Below are 22,826 nucleotides of genomic sequence, written 5' to 3' on the forward strand. Positions count from 1 at the left end.
GCCCCTTTCTTTTACCCTTGCTCTCTTCCTCTTATCTTTAGAAAAACTTACCAGTCAGGTTCTCATCTGAGACAAAAGGATTAGGCCCATCAAAATGATGATACTTCTTGTAGATAGACGCGCCATCATTGTGAGCCTGCCCATTCTCTCTTCCAGCGTTCGCTGAAAAACCATGGCCTCGATAGGTGTGTGTGAAGTTGGCATTGCTGCCCTTCAGCTCCGGGAATGGGATCTCGCCGTTCGGGCCTCGCTTGAAATCAGCCATAAACCACGCAGCCATAGCCCCAATCACTTTATAAACCAGCCAAATAACGCCTCCGGCACATCCCACCACCCAGCTCACAGGCATTGTTTTGGCAATCCCGTAATGGATTTCGAGAAGCCCGAGCCCAAAAAGCACAACACCAATAGCCAGACCACTTTTCACAATCATCTTTCCCATTCTCATCACCATCAGTATCCCTGGCACAGCAATCAGCACCAAACCGAAACGGACACCCTCGCTAAATAATAGCAATCCAGAGAGAACCAGTAACAAAAGTGCAACGTAAGACAGTCCGTTCAAAATTCGCAGGGTGGATGTCATGTCTACGCCCTCCAAAGGTCATTTGTTACCAGTATATCGAAGGATCAAAAAATGCAACCCTGAAAAAGCTGGCACCGCTCAACTTTCACATGTGAAAGTTCCCATAGACCATTCTCCCTCCACTTGCCTACATGGCATGTGATCACTTTCTTTTTACAAATTTTTGCACTTTCTGTATCAGCAAAAATTCATTTCTTTGTTTTCACAGTAAGCCAGTTTTAAAAAATTGACAGACATCAATTGACCAAGTTGACGGTGACAACCTCGTAACATAAAATTTGTGTCAGTTTGGTGACGTAGACCACATCTATGCACCATTCCCCGCTTCTTCGAGGCGAATCTCTTCAAAACACGCATGCTGGTTTTTTTTATCCAGTGAGCCCATAAGGCAAACCTGCGTGAACTCCTATAGCCTTTCTGTGCCTGTCTGTTTTACACCCCGAAAAACACAAAAACTCTTTACCTAATCGCGTTAACGCCCGCACGGCCACTGCGGACACTGCTTTAAGTCATTTGGTTATATACTTATGTCTTATTCAGTTTTGGCCATTTTTTCACACAGTTTCTACCTATTGCTATACACTATTTATGCTATAGTGTGACGCGATTTTATGTGGTGTGATAAAAAAGTTGGTAACAAGATAATAAAGTTGGTAACTAATGCCGTAAGTGTTTGATACAGCGTTGCGAGCGCCATTTTAACTCCACAAAAGTTACCAACTTTATTTATGTTTTGGTTGCAAGCGGTTCGATGAATTGGGGCCTGGAGAGTCATTTTGTTACCAACTTTTTTATACTCTTACATTTTAACGCTTGTGCTGGATTGATAGGAGGATGACCAGTGGCAAATGCAGTCGCTGACATTGATCAAATCCCGGAAACTCCTGAGCTTCGCCGTGAGTGGATCAAGTTTCAGTTGAACATCCGTGGGCTGAGCATCGCCAAACTCGCACGGGAGCATGGAGCCTCCCGGCAAGCCGTATCAATGGCATTAGTTCGTAGCAAACCTCGCTGGGAACATGTCATTGCCGAGGCGCTAGGGCTGTCGCCAGAGCTTCTATGGCCAGAGCGATACGACCCGGCAACGCTCATGCCACGACACTTCCTGGAACGTGTTGAAGCGAGGGCATCGGCGTGAAAAAGATTGTTTCTGCAATTGCCATCGCCAGTTCGCTTGCACTCAGCTCTCCAGTAACTCAGGCAATTGAGCTCAGTGGCACCGTTTTTGAGGAGACGGCAATCCAGCATGGGATAGATCCTCTCTTGCTTTATTCAGTGGCACTCGCTGAGTCAGCCTCTGGCCGTGGTGACAACAATATATCGCCGTGGGCATGGACGTTGAGAACTGTTGATGGGCCGTTCTACGCGCTGACTAAAGAGCAAGCTGTCAAACAACTGGAAGCCTTTATTGCCGAAAATGGAGTCAAGGGTTCCGTGGACATTGGGTTCATGCAAGTCAACCTCTATTGGCACGGCCATAGGGTTTCATCTCCTCTCGACCTGCTTGATCCAGCAAAGAACCTAGCTACTGGAGCCGAGATCCTGAAAGAAGCTCTTAAATCAGCGCCAAATGATTTAGAGCTAGGTATCGGCCGTTACCATCACTGGGAAGATCCCGAACGCTCTCGTCAATATGGCAGGCGCGTTCTCTCCATCTACCAGCAGCTTTCTCAAATGCAGTCTCAGGAAACATCAGGGAGGGAGCGTTATGCCGCGAATGTCTCTAACTGACCTAGATCACCACGCGCTAACTGTGACTGATGAGCGCCCGGATCGAAACCTATACGAATTCGACCTCACTCTCTGGGGATTGTTGGGGGGGCTCGTCGTTAACTCGCCAGAACAGGCGAAGCGCCAGTTCGACCTGACAGATGAACAAATAGAGGCAATTGCCGGAGCCAAACAAAGTCAGCTCCAGCACCTCGCTTCGGGTGTTGTGATTAGCTTCAGGCTGCAAACAAGTGAAGCCACAATTTTGGACATTTTGGAGCGGGATTACTCCTCAGTTTTGAGCCTGGCTATGAGGCCGGATAACGAATTTGATTCCGCCTACTGGCTGCTGATGAAATCGTTGGCAAATAATCACGACCATGTAATTGCCGCTGCCGCATTCGGCGCTTCCAAAAAACTCGCCCTTCGAGTCAGTGCAGCTACCGACAATCAGCTTAGGAACCTGGCAAATAGCACGGTGACAGCGTTCACTCTGAGGTTTGCGCCGAGTCTCATACCTGACCTGATTTCAGCAAAACTTTGCCCAGAACGAACGCGATCCTTTTTCCAAAAGTACCAGCAGTCCTTGTCGGCTAACGAGTCGATGCGGCAATAGCAAGACCAGGGTGGGAGGTCATAATGCATAATGGAAAGCAATTGCGCCGATGGGTTCAGGCCCGGCAGATGGCGTTAATGGGTTATGTGACGCGAATCATTATTCTGGAAACCGGCTTAACCGACAAGCAAGTACGGCGGCTATACCGGGATTTGGAAGATGATGGCTATAAGCTTGCCACCAATCGTACTACCCGCACCATCCGCAGTGGGGCCACACTGCTCAACAGCCAACTAAATCGCATCCATGCCTCACTAATGATGCAGCTTTACATTAATACTGGCGGTGAACAGGTTTATACCTCTGTTAATATTGAAGCCCTTGATCGTGCATTTAGGATGTATCAGGCGCTCATATACGAGGTCAGCAGAATCGACCCCCATATCAACAGGGCCAAGTTCACCATCTCGGACGCATGGTGCCTGGCTTCAGAGCTGCGCTCAGAAGAAGCCATGTTCGAGTCTTGTTCGACTTGTCACTGTTCGTACTTCACTTCTCTCAACCAAAGCTCCAGTGGCTCATGTCCGTTTTGCTCTGAAACGGCGCTCATGCATCGTGGCATGACAGAAAGCGCAAAATTAGAGCTTGAAGCAAAAACTGAGTCGCCTCAGCCTCAACAGGCATCCGGTGAAAAAAACATTGCGAGAGTGCGTCTCTCAGAGAATATGGAGAGGTCAAAAGCCAAGGAAACGGGCACACGCACAATGAAGGATGAACATCCTAAAATCCTAGTTAACTAAATCGGGATAGGGGGGAACCAATAGGTTCCGCCCCTCCCACACCACCCGGCATGCGGGTCCGCACCGGGCGGTTCGAGAAGTTGAGGTTTCACGAGAGTCTCGGCACTCCCAACCGATCGAAGTAGGCAATGGTCAGCACATTATGGATGGCAGAGCGACTGTTATGCCACCAGCGACGACTCAGCGCCGCCACGGATTCAGCAACCCAGGAACTCGCGCCTAAGCGGATCAGCTCCCGGTAGATCGTCTTGCCCCGTCGCCAGTGCCGGAGGTGGAGCATTCTCAGGCGGCGACGTATCCACTCATCCAGTGATCGCCAGATGCGAGGCGTTTGTGCCAGCCTGAAGTACCCTTTCCAGCCGAGCAGATAACTGCGGAGCTTCTCCACCACCTGTGCCATGCTGCGACCACCTGATCCCCGGGTCAGTTGCCTGATCCTGAGCTTGAACGCCTGTAACGCTTTGGTCGATACCGCGCGTCGAACGTCTCCACCCCTCCCTTGCCACAGAGCGTAGCCGAGGAACTTGCGACCGAACACGCTGGCGACTGCACTTTTGGATTCGTTAATCACTAAGCGCAGTTTGTCGTAACACCGGCGTAGCAGGTGCATCACCCGCTCTCCCGCCTTGTGACTGCGAACGTAAACGTTGCAGTCATCGGCGTAACGAGCGAAGCAGTGCCCCCGGCGTTCCAGCTCTTTATCCACCTCGTCCAGCAGAACGTTGGCCAGTAACGGCGACAACGGCCCGCCTTGCGGCGTGCCCTTATGCCGATCCATGACCACACCGCCATCCATGATGCCCGCGTTCAGATACGCACGCACCAGCCGGATGATTCCGGGGTCGTTTATGCGTTTCTTCAGGCGGTCGATCAGGATGTCGTGGTTAACCCGGTCGAAGAACTTCGACAGGTCAACGTCCACCACGATGTGGCGACCCTGTTGGGCGTAGCGTTGCGCAGCCAGCACCGCATCGTGGGCCCGGCGGCCCGGGCGGAAGCCGTAGCTGTGCTCGCTGAAGGTGGGATCAATCAGAGGTTGCAGCACTTGCAACAATGCCTGTTGAATCAGACGGTCGGTGACGGTGGGGATTCCCAGTTCCCGCTCACTGCCGTCCGGTTTCGGGATGCCTACCCGACGAACGGGTTGTGGTTGGTAGGAGCCGCTCAGCAGTTGCTGGCGAAGCTCCGGCCACACCCATCGCAGGTGTTCAGCGGTCTGGGCAATATCCAGCCCGTCCACACCTGCCGATCCTTTGTTGGACTTCACGCGCTTCCATGCCCGCTGCATATTCTCTCGTGCGAACGCCTGCTCAAGCAGGCTTCGCCCTGCGCCCTCCGGTTCTCGCCGCGGGAGCCCTGTTTCATCGCTGATCGCATTCGGTAAGGCTTCACCTTCCCGTTCCGCGACCCGCCCCGCTGGCGCGGGCATCTGATGCGTTACAGTGCTCATCGACAAGGCGTTTGACGCTCCTTCTCGTTCAGCCCTTCGCCCTGACCAAGCGGCTACTATGGCTTCTGCTGACTTCTCGCTCCGTGTTGCCACGTCGCCCTTTCAGACATGAGGCGAGATCTCCCCGGGTAAGGACACACTCCTTCACCGCACAACCGCCGGATATACACCGCCTCGCCTTGGCCACAAGAGCTTCGCGACTTTTGGCCCGCTCGCCCTGCTTGGCAGTGCCTCGTATCCGATTCTTGTTCATCGGCTCACGGTTTACGCTCCACGCTTCCTCCCCACGGTCGGTCGCCCTTCCGCAGTTGCGCTTCACTTCGTTCGCTGTGGCCAGCTCACGGGAGGACTTGCACCTCCAGGAGTGCGCCCATGCCGGGCGCACCAAAAAAGCCCCGCAAATTGCGGGGCTTTTTTATGAAACGCGATGCTTTTCCAGCTCAAAATCCGATAACCCTTTAAAGGGTGCCGGGCGGCGGCCATGGCCTGTCCAGGAAACTCCATCTTTAACGTACTTTGTCTTTGAACTTCCACCAGACTGTTGCTGGTTTTGTTGATCGCGGACTTCCTGTAAAACCTGAAAATCAATTCCCTGGCTTTCCATATCCTGCAAGATCGAGCGTGCCCGAGCTTGCTTCTCGGCCTCCTTTGCTTTGCGCTCCTCCTCTTCCTTGACTCTCTCATCAAGAACGCCTTTCAACCGGTCAACAATCTCGGATAACTCGTCTACAGGGAAATCTCTAAAGATCGCTCGAACTTTATGCTTCCTCTTGAACTCGGCAACGATTAATTCCCGTTTGTGATTCAAAGCAAGATTCTCGACGCAACCTTCACAAGCATCGTTTTCATTTTGTTCGTGGCTTGAACTTTCATTCGTCATGGAACTCAAATCTCACACCATTTTCTCAAGTCGTCGCAACAGACCCAAGAAGACGCCCCTTTAACTCCATCTTCGCACTGTCTAGTCTAGGCGAAACTTCAGCTTCGGTAGTTTCGTCTTCAGGCATGGCCCCGTCTGGTGTTGGTACGGAGCCCGTCACCTCGTTATTTTGGCCCAATCTGTGCAAAGAATAAAGCCCGAGAAGCGCAAGAGAGCGCAGCCGGTCGCTGCGCTCTTTATGATGTAGATGTGCAAGTTCCCGATAAAGCTCTGGATAACCTTGTTCTGAGATTTTTAAATTCGAGAATTGCCCGTCCCATTTGGAGTTTTTTTTGCGTGTCATATCCCCTCCTGGACTTACCCCAATTGGCATTATCCGCAGTGCCAGAAACCGCGAGCGTTGGCCAATACCGGAGATTTAGGCTCAATGATCCGGCTGCGTGGGAAAAGCTCTTTCGCTGCTTCAGCGTAATCAGAGGCACCGCCACCTGCCAGAATCACTATGTCGGCATTCATGCCGTCTTCCCGCATTGCTTTGCGCATGGATGTTACTGCTTCCCTCGTAACAGTTTTCCCGGCTTTGGCAAGATACTCATCCAGTTCAATGCGCCGTGCGAAGACCATCGGCGGCTTACCCGTGCGAATGGCCCGCTCCAGTCCTTCTACACCTGGACTGCCACCGTAGTCATCCAAAATCAATTCATCGGCTACCTGAAGCAAACGGGACATCGCTTTAAGGCTCGTCCCTGAAGAGTGGTAATGGATCTCGCCTTCAACCAGCTTCGTGAAATCATAAGAAAAGAATCCGGGGTCACAGACAACAGACGTTCCGAACTGAATGGCCTCCAACAAGCTGTCATCATCCGTGCTATTCACAACGTCCATATATGCGCCTGCTGGCTGCGGCACGACCAACACATCTTTGACCGTGACCTCAAGCTTTGGAGTGATCTGGTGAGCGCCCTTCAGCAACTCAATAAGCTCGTTTCTCTGTTGCTCATCTTTCGCCTGGTCAACAGGAAGACCGGTTACCAGCATGTCGATCTCTGTCTGCTCAGACACCAGCAAGGCCGCATAAAAGAGAGCTTTGTAGACATCCGTGGACTTGTAGTCTCGGTGCAGCTCCCGTTCCCATCCTTGCAAACGGGAAGGCTCCACGCCTGCTGCCCACTTCTCTCCATTAATGACGACCTGGAGAAAGTCGTTGCCCATACCTGCACTCATATTCCGGGGCATAAGCTCCACGCGGCCAGCACCAGCAGGTAGAACCTTCGTGGTCATGCCTTCATCTTTGTGGCCCATAGCGATTTTCAGATTCGAGTATCCAATGTCCAAACCTAATACGAACACACCAATTCTCCTTCGATAGAAACAGTCTGGTAACAGCCTCAAAAAAGACTCCGAGAGAGGATAAAACCTTTCCCATCGAACCGTGGCCTCTGGAATTGCCCAAAAAGGGCGCAAAGGGACTCTAAAAAGGCGAATTGGAGGATTTTGGTGCTGTGCGCCACCTTTGGCATGGCTCGGTCAGCCCATTAGGCGCTGGTGAGCCTCCGCTCGGCCTACAGGTCGAAGCTCGAAATTTTCCATCAACTAATGAAAAAAATATGTCCTAATAAACACAATTTGTGAAAAACTACTGCCTAAAATGAGGAAGTAGATGACGACAAAATGAACGGGTAAATTTGCACAAATTGTGAAAACTAGCCGATTGACAAAGATGCAGCGTGGGGTAGCATTTGGGTGCCCGTTCTCTCTTTGTGAAAAAAGTGCGGGGATTTTTCACATAGATAGTTATGTGGAAAGGGACTGGAAAGTTTTTCTGGAGAGAAAGCGATGCTTGGCACTCAAGATGAGCTTGAAGAATTATTAGAAGTCAGCGAAGAGATGGGAGCCCAGAGGTTCTACATCGCTGCGGACGATCTTAATCAAGAATCAAGAATGTTCGTACAGAGCCTCCGAGAGCAGATCCAGAGGGAGATACGGATCATTGCTCTACAAGGACAAAAGATAGCGGATGCGTATTGGGACGGCGTTAAAGCCGTCAGGGAAAGCGAAGGCTCGGACAAAGCAAAGACGTACCTGGGAACCAGGGTGTTTCTGCAAAAGGATTCGGTGAGTTTTCAGTGGTTTCGGCAGCGTCCGAACCCCAACCCGAAAAAAGAGGGCAAGAGGTCGAAGGCCAAGGTGTTCTCTCGCTATCTCAAGAAAGGCAGTCAGATGAGATACTCACGGCATCACTTCGTCCGAGATCCTGATTGGCTCAAAGAGCTGGTTGAAGAGGCCGAAAATGGCTACGAGCTACTGAGGAGGCGAGCGGCAGCACTTACTCAGATGAAATACCGGCTGCGGGAGTACGAAAGGCTGCTGAACCAGACCTACGGTGAGCCGGAAGTAGAGAGTGCGGCGGGAGCGGAGGATGAAACGGATGGTGAATAATATGGGCAAATCTGTATCAGCGACAGAGCTGGCGAAACTTGGCAAATGCGAGATGCTGATAACCCCAAATCGTGAGCGCGGTGCATGGTTCCGATTCCGCAAGCCAACGGACTCTGCTGACTCTGTAGCGACAGAACGAGGTGAGGCGGCCCATAAACGTTTCGAGCAGGAGGCCACTCGCTTTGCAAATACGGTACAGTGTACCCCTGAAACAAAGTGGGCAAACCGATTGCTGGCAGCATCCGTAGCGGCGGGAGTCCTGATTCTGATTCTAGCGGCGCTCAGTGCGTGACAGGAGGGCAATAAGCATGGGCAAAAGTGATTACCCGACCATCGAGGAGCTGCAAGCTGCTGAGGAATCGGATGAGCTTGAGACTGAGCACAATGAACAGATGGAGCTGTTCGCGCACTTTGATCTATCGAAACCGAAGCAAAAGGACTACTCGAACACGGTCGATATTTACGATGCGCTTCCGAAGTACGTTTGGTCGTCCAGGGAGCAACACGACCTGAAATCTGCGAGCAGAACCCGTGAGTGCATCATCAAAGGGGCGAAGTTTACAGTCAAAGTAAAGCCTGCATTGATCGAACGAAACAACGATGACTCGGTATTGATCTACCCAGGCCAACGGGAAGAGCTTGTCGAAGATGCCCTCAGAAAGCTCGCTGTAAGCGGTCAGGGTGTCTATGTAAACGGCAAGGCAGGTGTCAGCTTTTCACTGTATGAGCTTCGCACCGAGCTGGAACAAATGGGTCACACATACAGCTTCCAAGAGCTTCGAGAAGCTCTCTTTATTTGCCGGGGAGCTGTGTTGGAGTGTTATTCCAGCGACAACCGCTCAGTCATCACCTCGAACTTCTTTGGGTTACTCGCTCTGACAACGCAAAAGGATCTTGAGGAGCGAGGTCGAGACGCCAGATGTTATGTTCAGTTCAACCCTCTGGTGAACGAGTCGATCATGAATCTGACGTTCCGACAGTACAATTACAAACTCGGAATGGAGCTGCGATCCCCGTTGGCGCGATATATCTACAAACGGATGGCGCAATACTGGACGCAGGCGAGTGCTGAGAATCCTTACACGCCGAAGCTTGTCTCCTTCTTGGAGCAAAGTCCGAGAGGGCTTACGAAGCGAATGAGTGAAAATCTACGTGCTATGCGCAATGCTCTCGATATTTTGGAGAAGCACGAGGTCATTGCCAGGTATGACGAAGATAAGGAGATGAAAGGTAAGCAAAAAGTGATAGATGCGACCTACTGGATCTACCCTCACCCTAAGTTCATCAAGGACGTAATCAGCGCAAACCAGCGTAATAAGGCGTTGCGAATGAAAAAAACGAAGCAAATGCTGGACGCTCCGAGTGATGGGGAGGGCTGACCTCCCCTGTTTCAACCGCCCTACCCTGCTTTGCTCTCACATGACATACTGCGTTGAGTAAACCTCTCAACTCACGCAACAAACAGACCTTCATGGCTATCCAATCAAACACCGAATCCATATCAATCGCCCAGGGATCCGGCTTGCTCATGGCCTGGGATGAAGTAAACGACATCGACAAAAGGATGTACCGGCATTTTCTCCTGATCAATCTGGTTGGTCAGGACACCGCAGGTTCCCAGGGCTCCACCTATGTCACCGAAGATGACCCGGACAGCTTCATCATGAAGCGGATAACGTCCGTTGCTAATTCACTTAACCTGGATGTGCTGGAAGCTGACGTTTCAGAGCTTTGTGATCGTCTTGATCGACAAGGGCTTCTGGGATAACTCCTGCACGTAGGCCAGTCACTGCATCGGTAGGTTTGCTGCACCGGTTTCATAAGGCGTGATGAATCCAACAGCCTTCGACGCGGGTTTTCGGTAGGTTTACTGCACCGGTTTTGAAGCCTGGGGGATTTCCGGTAGGTTTGCTGCACCGGTTTTCGGTAGGTTTGTTGCACCGGTTTGCGGGGGTTGACAGAGATTGACACAGATAGACAAAGGTAAACGGCGCAAAAAGTGACCCTTTAAACACGCACTACGGAGAAAATTGGGTAAAAGTTAAGCAGAGATCCCGCAAGAAACTATCGGTAGGTTTGCTGCACCGGTTTCGGTAGGTTTGTTGCACCGGTTTTCACATCATGAAGAGAATTCGGTAGGTTTGCTGCACCGGTTTGAGGGTCTAAACTGGACTCGGTAGGTTTATTGCACCGGTTTACAGGTGTGGACAAAGGTTGACAAAAGTAGCGGGCGAGCAAAACTTGAGCAAAGAATCAAAAAATGACCCTGAAATGGATCCAGTAGGCAAAAGTTATCCCCAGAATTTGGGGATAAGCCTGTTGATAAGCCAAACCTGATCGGTAGGTTTGCTGCACCGGTTACGGTAGGTTTGCTGCACCGGTCAAAAAATGCGCAACATTTTCAGTAGGTTTGTTGCACCGGTTCAGTAAATAACGACCTATAACGCTCAAAAAACGAACATAGTGGACATCGAGCTGAATGCTCAATCAGTAGGTTTGTTGCACCGGTTTACCCGAAAATGGCCAAAATGGGCCAAAAATCGCCTAAAAATGTGGAAAACTTGTGGGTAAAAGCACTGGTTAAAGATACATGGGTAGGTCTGCTGCACCGGTTTCAGTAGGTATGGAGCACTGGTTTCGGTAGGTCTGTTGCACCGGTTATTAATGAAAAGGCTTTATAGAACAGGGGGATAGGCCACTTTCTAACATCACTAACCTCTATATAGCCCTTTTTTAATCAATAACTAAAAGAACTTATTATAACCCTGCACCGGTAGAGGGATGATCAAAAACTCGCCAACAAACCAGACCAGTGCAAGAAGAGCAGGATTACTAGGAGGACAACAAACACCAGTGCAAGCAATCTGACATAGTAACCCAGCTCCCAGGCAACGGATCGCGCCATCACAGCAATACTGACCGTCCGCCCCGATACTACTTGCACCAGTTTTCGATAAGTGAAAAATGATGCGATGGCACAAAGCACACCGACCGGTGCAAACAGAAAAACGTTCTCTTGCAACACCGAAAGCGAAAACCAGCCGTTCGATAAGGCTTCGCCAACAACTCGTCCAACCAGAAAACCTGTGCCAATACCGACAGCCGCTCTGACAGTCACCACCTTAACTGCCTGGAGCCACGAGAGTTCAATACCCATCGCTTTACGCGAAGATCGTCTTAGGAGCAGGGTCGAAATGAGGAGGCCGACGACAATCAGCGGTAACAGCTCAATCACTACAACTTCCTTAAAAACCGTTTCTTGAAGTCTAGTCAGAATATTCCCAAACCGGTGCAATCACTGACATAAGAGAATTGTATTGGCCAAACACTTCCAGGTAAGCCTAAAGACGACCACTTTTACGGGCAGCAAGATACTGAAGCACCGCTAAAACTGAGCGACAATCAGAGAGAGCTCTGTGTGCCCGATCAGGGGTGTATCCGCAGTAAGCCGCAGCTTCACCTAACGAAACCCACCTGAAGCCACCAGAGGCGCTCTCAGAGCCCATCCAGCGACTAAACAAGCGCATGGCGCAAATACCACTCACTGGAGCGGAAAGCGCTTCTCCATGAACCTGTGCGGTCTGAGAAAGCAGTCTCAAATCGAAGGGTGCGTTATAAGCGACGACTGTGCCCTCTGAGAACAACGCCTCCACTTTGGCATGAATCTCTGGCCACACAGGGGATTCAGCAACATCTGCAACCGTCAGCCCGTGTACTTCTAATGCCTCTTCAGAAATTGTCGTTACCGGACAAAGCGTTGTCTCAAGCAGGGTTGCTCCAGTTTCGTCAATTGCAGCAATCTCAATGATCTCATCCCGATCACCCAGCCCCGTGGTTTCTGTATCAATGATGATGCACCCCTCTTCCAGAAGAGTTCGCGCTTGAGCTGAACAATCCATTCGTCGTCGTTGCGAAGGGCCGGGTGTAGACTTCCAGGGAATGCAGTCTTCTGGTCGATAAACGGGATAGCTCCGATAGCCTTGCCATACAGAACCCGCTGGAAAGGTAGATGCGCCTGGCATCAGCTTTCTTGCCTTGAGCTGAGTTCTGGTCAGGAACCCAGAACGTTCGGCTTCGTCGGGCCTCAAATGTTTACGTTGTTTTCTCATAACAGAGTTATATCACCAGTGTCATTTGCATTGACATAACAAAGATGGATAACCCGACAGGCAATCTCTCAGATCTCTTTTTTGCAGATCAATCCTTGTCCTGGAGCTTGCGTTATTACAGTATCATAATATAATACTATGAAAGATTCGGAAAAAGAGAGTCTCACAAGCGCCTCGTAAAAGACTGATGCGATAGCGAGGGCAGGCAGAGATGGATGCACAGGGGCTTCAAACAGACTGTTTCGAGACTTTTTGAAGGTTCCGCGCATGAAGCCCAGCTAAAGACTCAAGCACACCAAACGCGAGAAAAGATCATGCATTCAAAACAGCTCCAGGCCATTACCCAATCGCCCCGTCTGGCGATGCGTTATCAGTTATGTGGCGAAGTACCAAAAATGATGACACCCCGTTCACCACTCATTGATTTGCTGGAAACCTACACCCCGCATCAGCGAATACGGATGATAGGAGTTCGGGTCTTGCCAGCGTTGGGTTATACCGGTGGTCTGACGTTTCGCAATGGTGAGCAGCTTTACCGCTGGCTGAAGCCTGAGCCTCAAATGCTGGAAACCGACACCTGGCCAGCAGAATCCCGACGCATCAAAACATTTCGGAAGAAGCTGACAGAGGCGGACTTGCGCAAGCATTGTCAGTCCTGGCCGGAATTCATTCAGACTCGAAAAGCAGGAGAGAAACGATAATGACGGCCAGCCAAGCAATGCCGCTTGCATCACCTTGGCACCAAGAGCTGGAAGCCATTCTTCAGTGTCTTGAAGATGCACCACTGGAATGTGATGGGATGACCTATGCGCTCAGCTTCGTTCTGAGTCGAGCGGGAATCAAACACCAGTGCAAGATGGGATACGTGCGGGACACGCAAACTGGATATTGTGTTACCCCTCACCTCTGGATTGAGCTTGCTGATGGATGGTTTGTCGATTTCCGGCTCCGCATGTGGCTTGGCGATGATGATCGCATTCCGCATGGCGTCTTCTCAGCTCAGGATGCAAAGGAGTTTGAATACCAGGGACAACCGAAAGGGCGAGCCAACACGATCAGCGAACAAGTTTTGGACATCATGACTGAAGGCAAACTTTCACATGTGAAAGTTCCAGCTCAATTCGTAAAGGAGAACCCCAATGTCTGCGTTTGATTTTGACAAAGAAGTTGCAACAGCACATTTCAAGAGCGCGGGTTGGGGTATTGATGCCTACCACCACTCAAATCCGTTTGAGTCGCACATGATCTACGTTCGTGATTACCGAACAGGCCATGTCCAGGTATTTTCCGTTCGCCAGGAGCATCTCGACACGCTGAAACCCAAGCTCCCAGCCGCTGAGTTAAGTGGAATGGTCGCAGAGCTGATGAGCCGGTTTCACCAGAAAACAGCGGATAACGATGATCAAATGATTGCCCTGGAAGTGTTCGGTGGGTACATCAAAGGCACACAGTCGTACGGCCATTGGCACAGCGTGAAACACAAGGGAGAGCGAGCTCACATCATTATTAACATCTACGGTGCCGTTGGCGTTGAGTCATGGATTCGTCCGTTTTTCATTCGGGACGAACAAACGGTATTGACCGTCGATGAGGTGTTTCATCACTCAAGCACCGTAAAGGATATGGATGCAGCCCGGCACCCGGAGTGGTTTTCCGGGAAGTAAGGAGGACACATCATGTTCGATGCCCTGACCAACCCCCTTCTCTGGTTTGTTGGGCTTGTGGTTGCCCCGTTTCTGATCGCCAAAGCGGATCGCTGGCGAAAGAGCGCGATGACTGCGCTAAAAGCAAGACAGCAAACCCAACAGCAATGGTGGGACAAAGAGCGCATGCCCGAAGAATTGCGCGGGGCCAGGCTGTTCATGAATGAGGAGGATATTCGGGCCTTCGAGCCCGTTCCTCTGCATGGTCGAGTGGATCAGGTTTTTGAAACGAGAAATGGGTTGCTTGTCCCTGTGGACACTAAGACCCGCAAGTATTTTCGAGTCTACGACTCCGACATCATCCAGCTCTCCGTTTATCGCCTGATCCTGGAGAAGATGTACGGGAACCGGCACACCGTCAGTCAACACGGTTACATTCGAGCCGTTGTCCTGTCGAAACACAACAAGGAAAACATCCGCTACCTCCGGGTTCGTCTGCTCTCTGAGGGCGAGATCGTTGAATTGTGGCAACGGTACAAAGCGTTAAAAACCGGAAAACGCAAACGGTCTTGCTCCTGTGCAGGCGCTTTGCACTGAACGAACAACTTCTGAAACCTGCTTTCCTCATCGCTCCCTCTGTAATAGCCCAAATTGGGCAAAACGGCATGGGTTGCATTTTTAGGGAGTTCGGTATTCTGGAATACAGGAGGTAAGCGATGTCCCAGAACCCGAAAGCATTGATCCCGGTCGCCACGATAACAGCGACGATGGCGGCCTTGATAACAGGCCAGAGTGCCGTGGCTCTTGGTCTGGGGCTCATCAGTTGGTGCTTGCTGATCCCGGAGAAAAGCCCCTACTCCATTAAACGTTTGGCGGGGGAATACCGGCGACAGGCGGCCAAAGAAGCCTTCAACAACATGGATGTGGTGGGGTTTGGCAAACGGTGGATCGGTCATCATTCCGAGGTGGCCATGATCCAGGAGCTGACCAACATCCACGACACCAAACCCTGGCTGGTAGAGGTGCTTGCCAAAACGGATGGAGGAGCCTGGTTCATTGCCGAAATTACCGTGACGGGATTGAAGCAGGCACAAGTTACCAAGCTTCACCAGATTACCGCCGAGATGGCCAAAGAACTGACCGGTCGGAAGCCGGATGTTTATGAGCGGTTCTTCGGTAAGCCCGAAATCGCATGAGGAGCATGACAATGACTAACGCAACCAACATCACCACCAATGATCAGGCAATGGATAAACTGCTTATGCAAGCCGGTCTTGCTCAGCCAGTCTTCATTTTCCTGCAAAGCCTGTTCTTCCCGGAGCTGGGCATCCTGGGTGCCATGATCGCCGCTCAGTGTGCGCTGATGCCCTGGCTGGTTCCCATGACAAAAAAGGCTCCGAGCATGGCCGCCGCCATGTCGATGAGTTCCGCCATCCTGACTCCGGTGTTCAGCCTGATGTGCCTTTACGCGCTGGACTTCGTTCGAGGCTTTGGGGGCGCATAAGCAATGACATGGCTTCGCGCTCCCCACGCATACTCAAGGCTTCTCGATGCCGGGTATTCCCGGAATGACTTGTCGAACCTGTTTGGCTTTCGCTACGGGTACTGGATTCACGAGCAATCACTGGAGAAAGCGGCGGAACATCTCGGAGTGTCTCTGGGCCAGCTTTACGTTGACCCGGAAGAAACCGCTAACCGGCGATTCCAGAAAAAGCTCCGGGGCAACCTGGCCAGTTATCTGTTTGAGGAGGCCGGTGCTTTTAAGTTCGATGCCTCTCCTTCGCACATGAAGGTGCTTGGGGTTGAGCCCTACAAAACCTACGCATTGCCAGTTCGGGTGACTGACGCACTGCTTCTTGAGAAACGTCTGAAAGAAGTGTTGGGAAGGGCTCAGGCTCTTCTTTTGACCCTGGAAGAAAAATTTCTGGCCTCGGAGGACGAAGCCGTGTTCTCCGATCAGATAACAGCCGGGCAGTTCAAACCACGAGGCAAGTACCGCCAGGGTACGACCAACGAGTTCACAGTTTTCGGCACGAAGTATCGAAATATCAGCGAAGTCGCCAGAGCCCATCACCTGAGTTACGAGCGACTGCAACGATTTGTGCGGGAAAAAGGGGTGCCACCGTCAGAGATGAACGACGAAGACTGGAAGGAATGCATAGAACTGTGCGTAGCCGCCACACAACCCACATCACCTTACAACAGGAGCAGAAATGTCACCAACAGACAAAGATGAGATCCCGTGGGAAAGGGACTTGTTGAGGGAATACATCTTCAAACTTTACAAAGAGCAGGTTCGTGACCGGCGTTACCGGATGTTCCTCAAGATGTTACGGGCGATTGGCCTGATCATGGTGCTCGTGCTGGTCTTCCAGCTCGGATCGAACGCTCAGCAGTCCCCGTGGCAGCAAAGCGCAGCCACATCCCATGTTGCTTATATCAACATCCATGGAGAGATTGGTGGGGGCCAGGAAGCCGATGCAGACCGGCTGATACCGGCCATCAAAACAGCGTTCGAGTCGGAAAACTCCAAAGCCATCGTCCTGCGGATCGACAGTCCAGGAGGAAGTCCTGTGCATTCTGGTCGGGTGTATCAGGAGATCATGGCTCAGAAAGAGCTCCACCCTGAGAAAGTCGTTTATGCCGTTATCGGGGATATTGGAGCGTCCGGTGGCTATTACATTGCCGCTGCCGCCGATGAAATCTACGCCGATCAATCCAGCCTGGTGGGTTCCATCGGTGTGATCTCCTCTGGGTTTGGTTTCACTGAACTGATGGACAAGCTGGGCATTGAGCGCCGGGCGATTACCGCTGGTGACAACAAGGCGCTTCTCGACCCCTTCTCTCCTCTGGATCAGGAAACCCGGAAATTCTGGGAGTCTGTATTGGACAAGACACATCAGCAGTTCATTGCCCGCGTTAAGCAGGGTCGGGGAGATCGGCTGAGCGATGACCCAAGAATTTTTTCCGGCCTGATCTGGAACGGTGAACAGGCGCTTGAGATTGGACTGATTGACGGGCTCGGCAGCATGAATTCACTGGCGCGAGACGTTATCAATGAAACCAATCTGGTGGATTACACCCCAAACCGGGACTTCATTAGCCAGTTGACCAACCGGGCGAAAGTAGGCGTGACCTCGCTTCTGAGCGAGCCAGCGATTCGAGTGTACTGAGGAAACAACCATGAGCGAAAACCCGAAAAACGAAAATACGCAGCAGAAGAATGCATCCAACAGCAACGGGCCGATGATACTGATGGGTATTGCCCTCGTCGGTATCCTGGGGATCGGCGGATTCGGGATGTATAAAATGACTGACTCTGTTGCCTCAATACAATCCGAGGTGTCTTCCCTCCGCTCGGAAGTCAATCAGGTGGCGGCCAACCAGCCTTCACCGAAGGAGTTTCAGAAATCCGTTGCTGAGACGCTGGAAGCCTTGGCCTCCAAAAAGCAGCAGGAAATGGTCGATGCCAAGTACGCCAAGTACGATGCTGCCGTTGACCCGGTGCCCGAAGACAAGAGCATTTACGGTAACGTGAATGCCCGCTTCACGCTGGTTGAGTTCTCTGACCTCGAATGCCCCTACTGCAAGAAGTTCCACGATACCGCCAAGGACATCGTGGATAGCAGTGGCGGAAACATTAACTGGCAGTGGAAACACCTGCCTCTGGGTTTCCACAACCCGGCTGCACGAGAAGAAGCTCTGGCTGCGGAATGTGTACGTGAACAACAGGGGAACCGAGGCTTTTGGGTGTTCCTGGATGATGTGTTTGCGAACAGCCGTGGTAACGGCCAGGGTGTCCCCAATCTGGATGATTTGATTGCCGGTGTCGGTGCTGACGTTCAGAAAGTACGGCAGTGCATGGATGAAGGTCGTTACGACGACAAGATTGATGCTGACCTGCAAATGGCGGCTGAAAACGGTGTGAATGGCACTCCGGCTACCTTCGTGGTCGATAACAAAACCGGTCGCTCTCACCTGATGGGTGGTGCGCAACCTGCTCCTGCGATTATGGCGGTCATCAAACGGTTGATCGCGGAGGAAAAGGAATCTCAGGAAGAGTCCGAACAGTCGTAACCATCACGCCCCCGTTCACCGGGGGCTTTGTTTTGGAGCGGTGCCATGAAACTGACCTCCCATCAGGAAAAAGCCCTGGAGATACTCCGAGGTGCCGGTGGCACCCTGGATTATCAGTCCGAACAGTATGCGTTTGCGGCAGCCGGTGCGCCCAGAAGCGAGCGTATTAAGATGGCCACGGCTAAGGCGCTCATTGATCGGGACTTGGTTGCGGCAACCCGTACCAAAGAAATCCGTGGTCGTCAGGTGGTTGATCAGATCACCCTACGGCCCGCAGCAACAGACATGGAGTAATGGAGGGAAGCGGGGATGCGATGCCACGCAGTCGATTACGAAATCATTGGTCACGGTGCGCAAGTGCTAGAGGTGGAGCTGGATCCAGCGGAAACCGTAGTCGGTGAAGCCGGGGCTATGTGTTACATGGAGCCGGATATTCACCTGGAAACACGATTGGGTGACGGTTCCGAGGCCGAAGAAGGTTTGTTCGGAAAGATCTTTTCTGCCGGGAAGCGCCTGATGTCAGGTGAATCACTCTTTATGACTCACTTTACGAACCAGGGAAGCTCTCCACAAAAGATGGGGTTTAGCGCCCCCTTCCCCGGAACCATTGTGCCAATCAATTTGGCGAAATTTGGCGAGAAGGTGATCTGTCAGCGCGAAGCGTTTCTTGCCGCCGCTCTGGGCACCAAACTGGACGTTGAGTTCACGAAGCGTCTAGGCGCTGGCTTTTTCGGTGAAGAGGGATTTGTGCTCCAGCGGGTGGAAGGCGATGGAATGGTGTTTCTGCATGCTGGCGGGGCGCTCGTTGAGAAAACATTGCACAACGAAACCCTGAGAGTGGATAGCGGTTCATTGGTCGGGTTCACCAACGGCATTGATTACAACGTGGAGTGGGCCGGTAGTGTGAAGTCGGCATTGTTCAGTGGCGAGGGGGTGTTCCTCACCACCCTGTCTGGTACAGGCACCGTCTGGATTCAGAGCTTGCCCTTCCCTCGATTGATTGACCGTATCCACGAAGGACTCCCGAAGCCCAAACAATCCACTTGATCTTACGCGGAATAGCCCTTCTCTGGGTAACCGGGAGGGGCAAACTTTCACATGTGAAAGTCCCAACGAGGATAGAGGTGAATCGTTCACAGGAAAAACGCTGGCGGGAAGTTTCACATGTGAAAGTTTAAGCAGTCGATAATCTGTCATGTGTATCGAAGGAAAAGGCTGTGGGTGTTCAAGATCGGGATTACATGAAAGAGCGGACTCTACGACGATTAGAAAAGTCGGACATCTATTATGACCCGAAGCTTTTCAGGTTGAGAAAGGATGATCCCGTACAGGGCGACTGCCCTCCAGACATTAATTACAAACTGCTTGGAGGATTGGTAACGGGATTTATTGCAGGCTTTTTATTCGCGTGTCTGGCGGCCTTGCAGGATTGGGGTGTCTTCCAAAAGGGCGTGGCCGTGGTTTTCAAGTTCATGACATTGTTCTAAACAAACAATGTCGTTAGTCGTAGTAGTGAGTGTGAGATAGGAAAGAGTGATGAATGTTAAGGCATTTTCTGGAAAGAAAAACGAAAAAGATGTCGCATTTCACTTGAAGCGAGCATTTCTGGATCGCAGCGATGTCGAGGTGTTCAATGATTTGCAGATCGTGGTGGACGGTGAATCCGCCCAGATTGATCACCTGATCCTGCACAAATACGGCTTCATCATTGTTGAAAGCAAGAGCGTTAAGGGCGAGGTTAATGTAAACGCCCACGGCGAGTGGAGTCGAAGTTACCAGGGGAAATGGTTTGGCATCCCGTCCCCCATTCAGCAAGCTGAAAACCAGCAGAAAATCTTGGGTATCCGGATTAAGTGGTTGATGGGCCTTCCAGCCCCATCCAACCCTTAGTCCTTCCAGAAGGTTGATAGATCGACACCGAAGTTCTTCTCAGGCTCGGGGAGTCCCATGTTGTAGGTCATGGTGGCTCTGCCCAGAAACGGGGATTCCTTGACTTGTGGCGCCTTCTTCTTGTGCTTGGTGGTATAGAGCATCCGGGCTCGCATTACCTCGAACGAATAGCCCCGGCCATCACGGTTTTTGTCCTTGGCTAGGCGGTTTATCGACTACGTGAAAGCGTTGGTGATCGGGATGTCGGTCTCAAAGTAGGTCAGCATCTCTTCACGCCAGCCACTGACGGCGCTGACGAGATCCTTCCAAACCTCCTTCGTAAGCGTCCGGCCATCACACCTTGTCAGGTGTAGCCGGCTTCCAGTTGTGGGGCAACATCTCGTCGATGGCGTTGTTCTTCTGCGTCGGCAAGCGGGTCAGCACGTCCTTCAGATAGGCATAGGGATCATGGCCGTTTAGCTTCGCCGACTGGATCAGCGTCATCACCGCAGCCGCACGCTGGCCACTGCGCAGTGAACCCGCGAACAGCCAATTGCTGCGACCCAATGCCCAGGGCCGGATCTGGTTTTCTACCCAGTTGTTATCGATGGGCACGGCACCATCGTTCAGGTAGCGCGTCAGCGCTGCCCACCGCTTGAGGCTGTAATCGAGGGCTTTGGCCGTGCCGGAGCCATCCGGCACTTTCTGACGATGCGCCAGCATCCACTGATGCAGCGCATCAGCGATTGGCTTGGCCCTGGTTTGCCGGATTTCTCGCCGCTTATCCGCCGGCAGCTCTTTGGTGTCTCGCTCGACCTCGTACAGCCCGCCGATGTATTCCAGTGCCTTGGCCGCCAGTTCGCTCTTATTGGCTTCGTGCAGGTCGTAGAACTTGCGCCGGGCGTGGGCCATGCAGCCGATTTCGGTAATGCCGTTACCGAACCCGGCCTTGTAGCCGGCGTAATCATCACAGACCAGCTTGCCCTGCCAGTCACCCAGGAAGGTGCGAGCGTGTTCACCCGCCCGGCTGGGTGCGAAGTCGTAAACGGTGGCTTTGAGGTCCGAGAACGGTGTGGTGCAGTACGCCCAGACGTAGGCCTTGTGAGTCTTTTTCTTGCCCGGGGCCAGCATGCTCACCGGGGTTTCGTCGGCGTGCAGAACGTTGTGTTCCAGCAAGGTGTTTCTCAGTGCGTCCACCAGGGGCTGCAACTGCACACCACAGGCCCCCACCCACTCGGCCAGAGTGGAGCGCGGGATTTCCAGGCCAGCACGGCCGAAGATACGTTCCTGACGGTACAGGGGCAGATGGTCCGCGTATTTGGCCACCAGCACTTGAGCCAGCAGACCCGCCGTCGGGATGCCTTTGTCGATCACCTGTGGTGGCACCGGTGCCTGGACCAAGGTCTCGCATTTGTCGCAGGCCCACTTGCCCCGGATGTGGCGCTCCACCGTGAACTCGCCTGGGACGTAATCCAGCTTCTCGCTGACGTCTTCACCAATACGCTTGAGCTGGCAGCCACACTGGCACTGAGTATTTTCCGGTTCGTGGTGGATCAGGGTGCGGGGCAGTTCTGGTGGCAGCGGGGCGCGCTTGGGCTTTTGCTTGGGCCGAGCCGCCTTCTGTTCCTCGGTCATCGCCTGGTCCAGCTCGGCTTCGATAGCGGCCAGGTCGCTGTCGATCAGTTCGTCCAGCAGCTTGCCCTGAACCGCATCGAGTTGCTCACTGCGACGGGCGTACTTGTGACGCTTGAGGATGGCGACTTCGTGAGTCAGCTTCTCAATGACCGCATCACGGTACACCAGGGCGCGCTCCTTGCTCTCGACTCGATCGAACAGTTCCGTGGCAAGAGCACGGAGCTGTTCGGCAGAGAGTTGGTCGAGATCGGGGCGCTGAGTCATGCCCGCTAGTATGCCAAGCCCATGAGCCGCAAGCGATTCGCGGTTCTGATTATGGCGATACCGCAGGGCTTGTGGTTACAGGATAGAGATCACGCCTTCAGCGCCAATGCGCTGCCAGGGCAGGCCCTGAACGAGGGCGGACAGCTGTTCCTCAGTCAGGCGAAGTTGGTCACCGCGCCAGGATTCGCCCCAGTGGAACTTGCCCCGGTGCAACCGACGAGCGCAGAGCCAGATGCCAAAGCCGTCGTGGATCAGCACCTTCATCCGATTGCCTCGCTTGTTGGCGAACAGGTAGGCGCAATGGGGTTTAGCCGAACCGAATACCTGAATAACCCGCGCCAGGGCCTTGTCGGGCCCGGCCCGCATATCCAGCGGTTCGGTGGCCAGCCAGATCTCGTCAATGCGGATCATCCCAACAGATCCCGAAGCAAGGCCGCACACTGATGGGCTTGCTCCGCCGGCCATTCGACCACGACCGGGCCACCGGCGCGGGGAATCTCGATGCGGATGGTGCTACATTGACTCGAGACTGACGGGGTGTCCGGCACAGGCGCTACGGCTGGCAGACGGATCGGAACGAATCCTGGCGCTTCCGGTGTTTTAGCCGCCCGTCGCGCCTCGCTTATCCAGCGCCGGACCATGTTGGCATTGAGGCCGTTATCCAGCGAAATTCGGGAAACAGACGCCCCGGGCTTCAGACATTCGGCGACTATACGAGCCTTAAGCTCTTTGGAGTAACGACGACGTTTTTGGTAGGGCTTGGTTACGCTTATGCTGGTCATGTTAAGTGTCCACTTATTTTTTAGTG

General features: G+C 52.6%; 31 protein-coding genes and 1 pseudogene. 21 read left to right on the forward strand and 11 right to left on the reverse strand.

The annotated features are described in order from the left end of the window. Positions 1 to 37: 37 nt before the first annotated feature. Positions 38 to 586, reverse strand: coding sequence for a hypothetical protein (locus LWH94_RS09420; RefSeq protein WP_232902015.1), 549 nt, complete (start codon positions 584 to 586; stop codon positions 38 to 40). A gap of 841 nt (positions 587 to 1,427) precedes the next feature. Here LWH94_RS09420 and LWH94_RS09425 point away from each other — a divergent pair. From LWH94_RS09425 to LWH94_RS09440, 4 genes are read left to right on the forward strand one after another with little or no spacing between them, the layout of a single operon-like run. Then, positions 1,428 to 1,724 (forward strand): helix-turn-helix domain-containing protein, encoded by a 297-nt coding sequence (locus LWH94_RS09425; protein ID WP_232902016.1) that lies wholly within the window; start codon positions 1,428 to 1,430, stop codon positions 1,722 to 1,724. Then, positions 1,721 to 2,317, forward strand: a complete 597-nt coding sequence (locus tag LWH94_RS09430; RefSeq protein ID WP_232902017.1) for a lytic transglycosylase domain-containing protein — start codon at positions 1,721 to 1,723, stop codon at positions 2,315 to 2,317. The genes LWH94_RS09425 and LWH94_RS09430 overlap by 4 nt, the downstream gene beginning before the upstream one ends. A gap of 22 nt (positions 2,318 to 2,339) precedes the next feature. Beyond that, positions 2,340 to 2,912, forward strand: coding sequence for a transcriptional regulator (locus LWH94_RS09435; RefSeq protein WP_232902018.1), 573 nt, complete (start codon positions 2,340 to 2,342; stop codon positions 2,910 to 2,912). A 23-nt stretch (positions 2,913 to 2,935) separates the two neighbouring features. Beyond that, a complete protein-coding gene (locus LWH94_RS09440; RefSeq protein ID WP_232902019.1) occupies positions 2,936 to 3,652 on the forward strand; it encodes a FlhC family transcriptional regulator in 717 nt (238 codons plus the stop codon). An 88-nt stretch (positions 3,653 to 3,740) separates the two neighbouring features. Here LWH94_RS09440 and ltrA read toward each other — a convergent pair whose 3' ends face one another. The 4 genes from ltrA to LWH94_RS09460 all read right to left on the reverse strand — a co-directional run bounded on the left by ltrA (position 3,741) and on the right by LWH94_RS09460 (position 7,332). Next, positions 3,741 to 5,108 carry a group II intron reverse transcriptase/maturase gene (gene ltrA / locus LWH94_RS09445; RefSeq protein ID WP_442914980.1) on the reverse strand — a complete coding sequence of 456 codons (1,368 nt, stop codon included), beginning with the start codon at positions 5,106 to 5,108 and terminating at the stop codon, positions 3,741 to 3,743. A gap of 409 nt (positions 5,109 to 5,517) precedes the next feature. Further along, positions 5,518 to 5,982 carry an H-NS family histone-like protein gene (locus tag LWH94_RS09450; protein ID WP_232902106.1) on the reverse strand — a complete coding sequence of 155 codons (465 nt, stop codon included), beginning with the start codon at positions 5,980 to 5,982 and terminating at the stop codon, positions 5,518 to 5,520. Positions 5,983 to 6,007: 25 nt separating this feature from the next. Beyond that, the gene (locus LWH94_RS09455) at positions 6,008 to 6,325 is read right to left on the reverse strand and encodes a hypothetical protein (RefSeq protein ID WP_232902020.1); all 318 of its coding nucleotides are present in this window, start codon (positions 6,323 to 6,325) and stop codon (positions 6,008 to 6,010) included. Positions 6,326 to 6,354: 29 nt separating this feature from the next. Next, entirely contained in the window at positions 6,355 to 7,332 is a 978-nt protein-coding gene (locus tag LWH94_RS09460) for a ParM/StbA family protein (RefSeq protein ID WP_232902021.1), read from the reverse strand. Positions 7,333 to 7,818: 486 nt separating this feature from the next. Between LWH94_RS09460 and mobI the strand changes: the two genes are divergently transcribed. From mobI to LWH94_RS09480, 4 genes are all read left to right on the forward strand, one after another. Next, the gene (gene mobI, locus LWH94_RS09465; RefSeq protein WP_232902022.1) at positions 7,819 to 8,421 is read left to right on the forward strand and encodes a conjugative transfer protein MobI(A/C); all 603 of its coding nucleotides are present in this window, start codon (positions 7,819 to 7,821) and stop codon (positions 8,419 to 8,421) included. Beyond that, positions 8,402 to 8,713: a hypothetical protein gene (locus LWH94_RS09470; protein ID WP_232902023.1), complete on the forward strand. Its 312-nt coding sequence runs from the start codon at positions 8,402 to 8,404 to the stop codon at positions 8,711 to 8,713. Before mobI ends, LWH94_RS09470 begins: the two co-directional genes overlap by 20 nt. A 16-nt stretch (positions 8,714 to 8,729) precedes the next feature. Beyond that, the gene (locus tag LWH94_RS09475) at positions 8,730 to 9,800 is read left to right on the forward strand and encodes a plasmid replication protein (protein ID WP_232902024.1); all 1,071 of its coding nucleotides are present in this window, start codon (positions 8,730 to 8,732) and stop codon (positions 9,798 to 9,800) included. 92 nt (positions 9,801 to 9,892) lie between these two features. Then, on the forward strand, positions 9,893 to 10,189 hold the full coding sequence (locus tag LWH94_RS09480) for a hypothetical protein (protein ID WP_232902025.1): 297 nt from the start codon (positions 9,893 to 9,895) through the stop codon (positions 10,187 to 10,189). A 1,017-nt stretch (positions 10,190 to 11,206) separates the two neighbouring features. Here the strand turns inward: LWH94_RS09480 and LWH94_RS09485 are convergent. Together LWH94_RS09485 and LWH94_RS09490 are read right to left on the reverse strand one after the other, a co-directional pair. Then, complete coding sequence (locus LWH94_RS09485) at positions 11,207 to 11,656, reverse strand: hypothetical protein (RefSeq protein ID WP_232902026.1); 450 nt, start codon at positions 11,654 to 11,656, stop codon at positions 11,207 to 11,209. 106 nt (positions 11,657 to 11,762) lie between these two features. After that, positions 11,763 to 12,530 carry a 3'-5' exonuclease gene (locus tag LWH94_RS09490; RefSeq protein WP_232902027.1) on the reverse strand — a complete coding sequence of 256 codons (768 nt, stop codon included), beginning with the start codon at positions 12,528 to 12,530 and terminating at the stop codon, positions 11,763 to 11,765. 314 nt (positions 12,531 to 12,844) lie between these two features. Here LWH94_RS09490 and LWH94_RS09495 point away from each other — a divergent pair, with 314 nt between their 5' ends. The 13 genes from LWH94_RS09495 to LWH94_RS09555 all read left to right on the forward strand — a co-directional run bounded on the left by LWH94_RS09495 (position 12,845) and on the right by LWH94_RS09555 (position 20,140). After that, positions 12,845 to 13,231, forward strand: a complete 387-nt coding sequence (locus LWH94_RS09495) for a hypothetical protein (RefSeq protein WP_232902028.1) — start codon at positions 12,845 to 12,847, stop codon at positions 13,229 to 13,231. Continuing rightward, complete coding sequence (locus LWH94_RS09500; RefSeq protein ID WP_232902029.1) at positions 13,231 to 13,683, forward strand: hypothetical protein; 453 nt, start codon at positions 13,231 to 13,233, stop codon at positions 13,681 to 13,683. The genes LWH94_RS09495 and LWH94_RS09500 overlap by 1 nt, the downstream gene beginning before the upstream one ends. Continuing rightward, positions 13,670 to 14,194 (forward strand): hypothetical protein, encoded by a 525-nt coding sequence (locus LWH94_RS09505; RefSeq protein WP_232902030.1) that lies wholly within the window; start codon positions 13,670 to 13,672, stop codon positions 14,192 to 14,194. Before LWH94_RS09500 ends, LWH94_RS09505 begins: the two co-directional genes overlap by 14 nt. Positions 14,195 to 14,206: 12 nt before the next feature. Then, the gene (locus tag LWH94_RS09510; protein ID WP_232902031.1) at positions 14,207 to 14,770 is read left to right on the forward strand and encodes a hypothetical protein; all 564 of its coding nucleotides are present in this window, start codon (positions 14,207 to 14,209) and stop codon (positions 14,768 to 14,770) included. A gap of 119 nt (positions 14,771 to 14,889) precedes the next feature. Beyond that, on the forward strand, positions 14,890 to 15,369 hold the full coding sequence (locus LWH94_RS09515; protein ID WP_232902032.1) for a hypothetical protein: 480 nt from the start codon (positions 14,890 to 14,892) through the stop codon (positions 15,367 to 15,369). 11 nt (positions 15,370 to 15,380) lie between these two features. Further along, positions 15,381 to 15,677, forward strand: a complete 297-nt coding sequence (locus LWH94_RS09520) for a hypothetical protein (RefSeq protein ID WP_232902033.1) — start codon at positions 15,381 to 15,383, stop codon at positions 15,675 to 15,677. Positions 15,678 to 15,680: 3 nt separating this feature from the next. Continuing rightward, positions 15,681 to 16,409 (forward strand): hypothetical protein, encoded by a 729-nt coding sequence (locus LWH94_RS09525; protein WP_232902034.1) that lies wholly within the window; start codon positions 15,681 to 15,683, stop codon positions 16,407 to 16,409. Continuing rightward, positions 16,387 to 17,346 carry a signal peptide peptidase SppA gene (gene sppA, locus LWH94_RS09530; RefSeq protein ID WP_232902035.1) on the forward strand — a complete coding sequence of 320 codons (960 nt, stop codon included), beginning with the start codon at positions 16,387 to 16,389 and terminating at the stop codon, positions 17,344 to 17,346. Before LWH94_RS09525 ends, sppA begins: the two co-directional genes overlap by 23 nt. 10 nt (positions 17,347 to 17,356) lie before the next feature. Next, positions 17,357 to 18,250, forward strand: a complete 894-nt coding sequence (locus tag LWH94_RS09535) for a DsbA family protein (RefSeq protein ID WP_232902036.1) — start codon at positions 17,357 to 17,359, stop codon at positions 18,248 to 18,250. A gap of 45 nt (positions 18,251 to 18,295) precedes the next feature. Beyond that, on the forward strand, positions 18,296 to 18,544 hold the full coding sequence (locus LWH94_RS09540; RefSeq protein WP_232902037.1) for a hypothetical protein: 249 nt from the start codon (positions 18,296 to 18,298) through the stop codon (positions 18,542 to 18,544). A gap of 15 nt (positions 18,545 to 18,559) precedes the next feature. Next, positions 18,560 to 19,297, forward strand: a complete 738-nt coding sequence (locus tag LWH94_RS09545; protein WP_232902038.1) for a TIGR00266 family protein — start codon at positions 18,560 to 18,562, stop codon at positions 19,295 to 19,297. Between the two features lie 170 nt (positions 19,298 to 19,467). Next, entirely contained in the window at positions 19,468 to 19,737 is a 270-nt protein-coding gene (locus LWH94_RS09550) for a hypothetical protein (protein ID WP_232902039.1), read from the forward strand. 49 nt (positions 19,738 to 19,786) lie between these two features. Further along, positions 19,787 to 20,140: a nuclease-related domain-containing protein gene (locus LWH94_RS09555; protein ID WP_232902040.1), complete on the forward strand. Its 354-nt coding sequence runs from the start codon at positions 19,787 to 19,789 to the stop codon at positions 20,138 to 20,140. Here LWH94_RS09555 and LWH94_RS09560 read toward each other — a convergent pair. The 4 genes and pseudogenes from LWH94_RS09560 to tnpA all read right to left on the reverse strand — a co-directional run. After that, positions 20,137 to 20,457 (reverse strand): annotated as a pseudogene (locus LWH94_RS09560) (transposase); the annotation flags it as partial. The gene LWH94_RS09555 and the pseudogene LWH94_RS09560 sit on opposite strands and share 4 nt — an antisense overlap. A 16-nt stretch (positions 20,458 to 20,473) precedes the next feature. Then, positions 20,474 to 22,018, reverse strand: coding sequence for an IS66 family transposase (gene tnpC / locus LWH94_RS09565; RefSeq protein WP_232902041.1), 1,545 nt, complete (start codon positions 22,016 to 22,018; stop codon positions 20,474 to 20,476). Between the two features lie 75 nt (positions 22,019 to 22,093). Beyond that, a complete protein-coding gene (gene tnpB / locus LWH94_RS09570) occupies positions 22,094 to 22,429 on the reverse strand; it encodes an IS66 family insertion sequence element accessory protein TnpB (protein ID WP_169054488.1) in 336 nt (111 codons plus the stop codon). Next, positions 22,426 to 22,800: an IS66-like element accessory protein TnpA gene (gene tnpA, locus LWH94_RS09575; protein ID WP_022993478.1), complete on the reverse strand. Its 375-nt coding sequence runs from the start codon at positions 22,798 to 22,800 to the stop codon at positions 22,426 to 22,428. Before tnpA ends, tnpB begins: the two co-directional genes overlap by 4 nt. Between the last annotated feature and the right edge of the window lie 26 nt (positions 22,801 to 22,826).

This window comes from Marinobacter sp. G11, from assembly GCF_021282325.1.
Lineage (GTDB): Bacteria > Pseudomonadota > Gammaproteobacteria > Pseudomonadales > Oleiphilaceae > Marinobacter > Marinobacter vinifirmus.

Excerpts from the sequence above, each read along its gene's own strand:
- LWH94_RS09420 (WP_232902015.1), bottom strand. The coding sequence starts at position 586 with ATGACATCCACCCTGCGAATTTTGAACGGACTGTCTTACGTTGCACTT.
- LWH94_RS09440 (WP_232902019.1), top strand. The coding sequence starts at position 2,936 with ATGCATAATGGAAAGCAATTGCGCCGATGGGTTCAGGCCCGGCAGATG.
- LWH94_RS09450 (WP_232902106.1), bottom strand. The coding sequence starts at position 5,982 with ATGACGAATGAAAGTTCAAGCCACGAACAAAATGAAAACGATGCTTGT.
- LWH94_RS09455 (WP_232902020.1), bottom strand. The coding sequence starts at position 6,325 with ATGACACGCAAAAAAAACTCCAAATGGGACGGGCAATTCTCGAATTTA.
- mobI (WP_232902022.1), top strand. The coding sequence starts at position 7,819 with ATGCTTGGCACTCAAGATGAGCTTGAAGAATTATTAGAAGTCAGCGAA.
- LWH94_RS09470 (WP_232902023.1), top strand. The coding sequence starts at position 8,402 with ATGAAACGGATGGTGAATAATATGGGCAAATCTGTATCAGCGACAGAG.
- LWH94_RS09475 (WP_232902024.1), top strand. The coding sequence starts at position 8,730 with ATGGGCAAAAGTGATTACCCGACCATCGAGGAGCTGCAAGCTGCTGAG.
- LWH94_RS09480 (WP_232902025.1), top strand. The coding sequence starts at position 9,893 with ATGGCTATCCAATCAAACACCGAATCCATATCAATCGCCCAGGGATCC.
- LWH94_RS09490 (WP_232902027.1), bottom strand. The coding sequence starts at position 12,530 with ATGAGAAAACAACGTAAACATTTGAGGCCCGACGAAGCCGAACGTTCT.
- LWH94_RS09495 (WP_232902028.1), top strand. The coding sequence starts at position 12,845 with ATGCATTCAAAACAGCTCCAGGCCATTACCCAATCGCCCCGTCTGGCG.
- LWH94_RS09500 (WP_232902029.1), top strand. The coding sequence starts at position 13,231 with ATGACGGCCAGCCAAGCAATGCCGCTTGCATCACCTTGGCACCAAGAG.
- LWH94_RS09505 (WP_232902030.1), top strand. The coding sequence starts at position 13,670 with ATGTCTGCGTTTGATTTTGACAAAGAAGTTGCAACAGCACATTTCAAG.
- LWH94_RS09510 (WP_232902031.1), top strand. The coding sequence starts at position 14,207 with ATGTTCGATGCCCTGACCAACCCCCTTCTCTGGTTTGTTGGGCTTGTG.
- LWH94_RS09515 (WP_232902032.1), top strand. The coding sequence starts at position 14,890 with ATGTCCCAGAACCCGAAAGCATTGATCCCGGTCGCCACGATAACAGCG.
- LWH94_RS09520 (WP_232902033.1), top strand. The coding sequence starts at position 15,381 with ATGACTAACGCAACCAACATCACCACCAATGATCAGGCAATGGATAAA.
- LWH94_RS09525 (WP_232902034.1), top strand. The coding sequence starts at position 15,681 with ATGACATGGCTTCGCGCTCCCCACGCATACTCAAGGCTTCTCGATGCC.
- sppA (WP_232902035.1), top strand. The coding sequence starts at position 16,387 with ATGTCACCAACAGACAAAGATGAGATCCCGTGGGAAAGGGACTTGTTG.
- LWH94_RS09535 (WP_232902036.1), top strand. The coding sequence starts at position 17,357 with ATGAGCGAAAACCCGAAAAACGAAAATACGCAGCAGAAGAATGCATCC.
- LWH94_RS09540 (WP_232902037.1), top strand. The coding sequence starts at position 18,296 with ATGAAACTGACCTCCCATCAGGAAAAAGCCCTGGAGATACTCCGAGGT.
- LWH94_RS09545 (WP_232902038.1), top strand. The coding sequence starts at position 18,560 with ATGCGATGCCACGCAGTCGATTACGAAATCATTGGTCACGGTGCGCAA.
- LWH94_RS09555 (WP_232902040.1), top strand. The coding sequence starts at position 19,787 with ATGAATGTTAAGGCATTTTCTGGAAAGAAAAACGAAAAAGATGTCGCA.
- tnpC (WP_232902041.1), bottom strand. The coding sequence starts at position 22,018 with ATGACTCAGCGCCCCGATCTCGACCAACTCTCTGCCGAACAGCTCCGT.
- tnpB (WP_169054488.1), bottom strand. The coding sequence starts at position 22,429 with ATGATCCGCATTGACGAGATCTGGCTGGCCACCGAACCGCTGGATATG.
- tnpA (WP_022993478.1), bottom strand. The coding sequence starts at position 22,800 with ATGACCAGCATAAGCGTAACCAAGCCCTACCAAAAACGTCGTCGTTAC.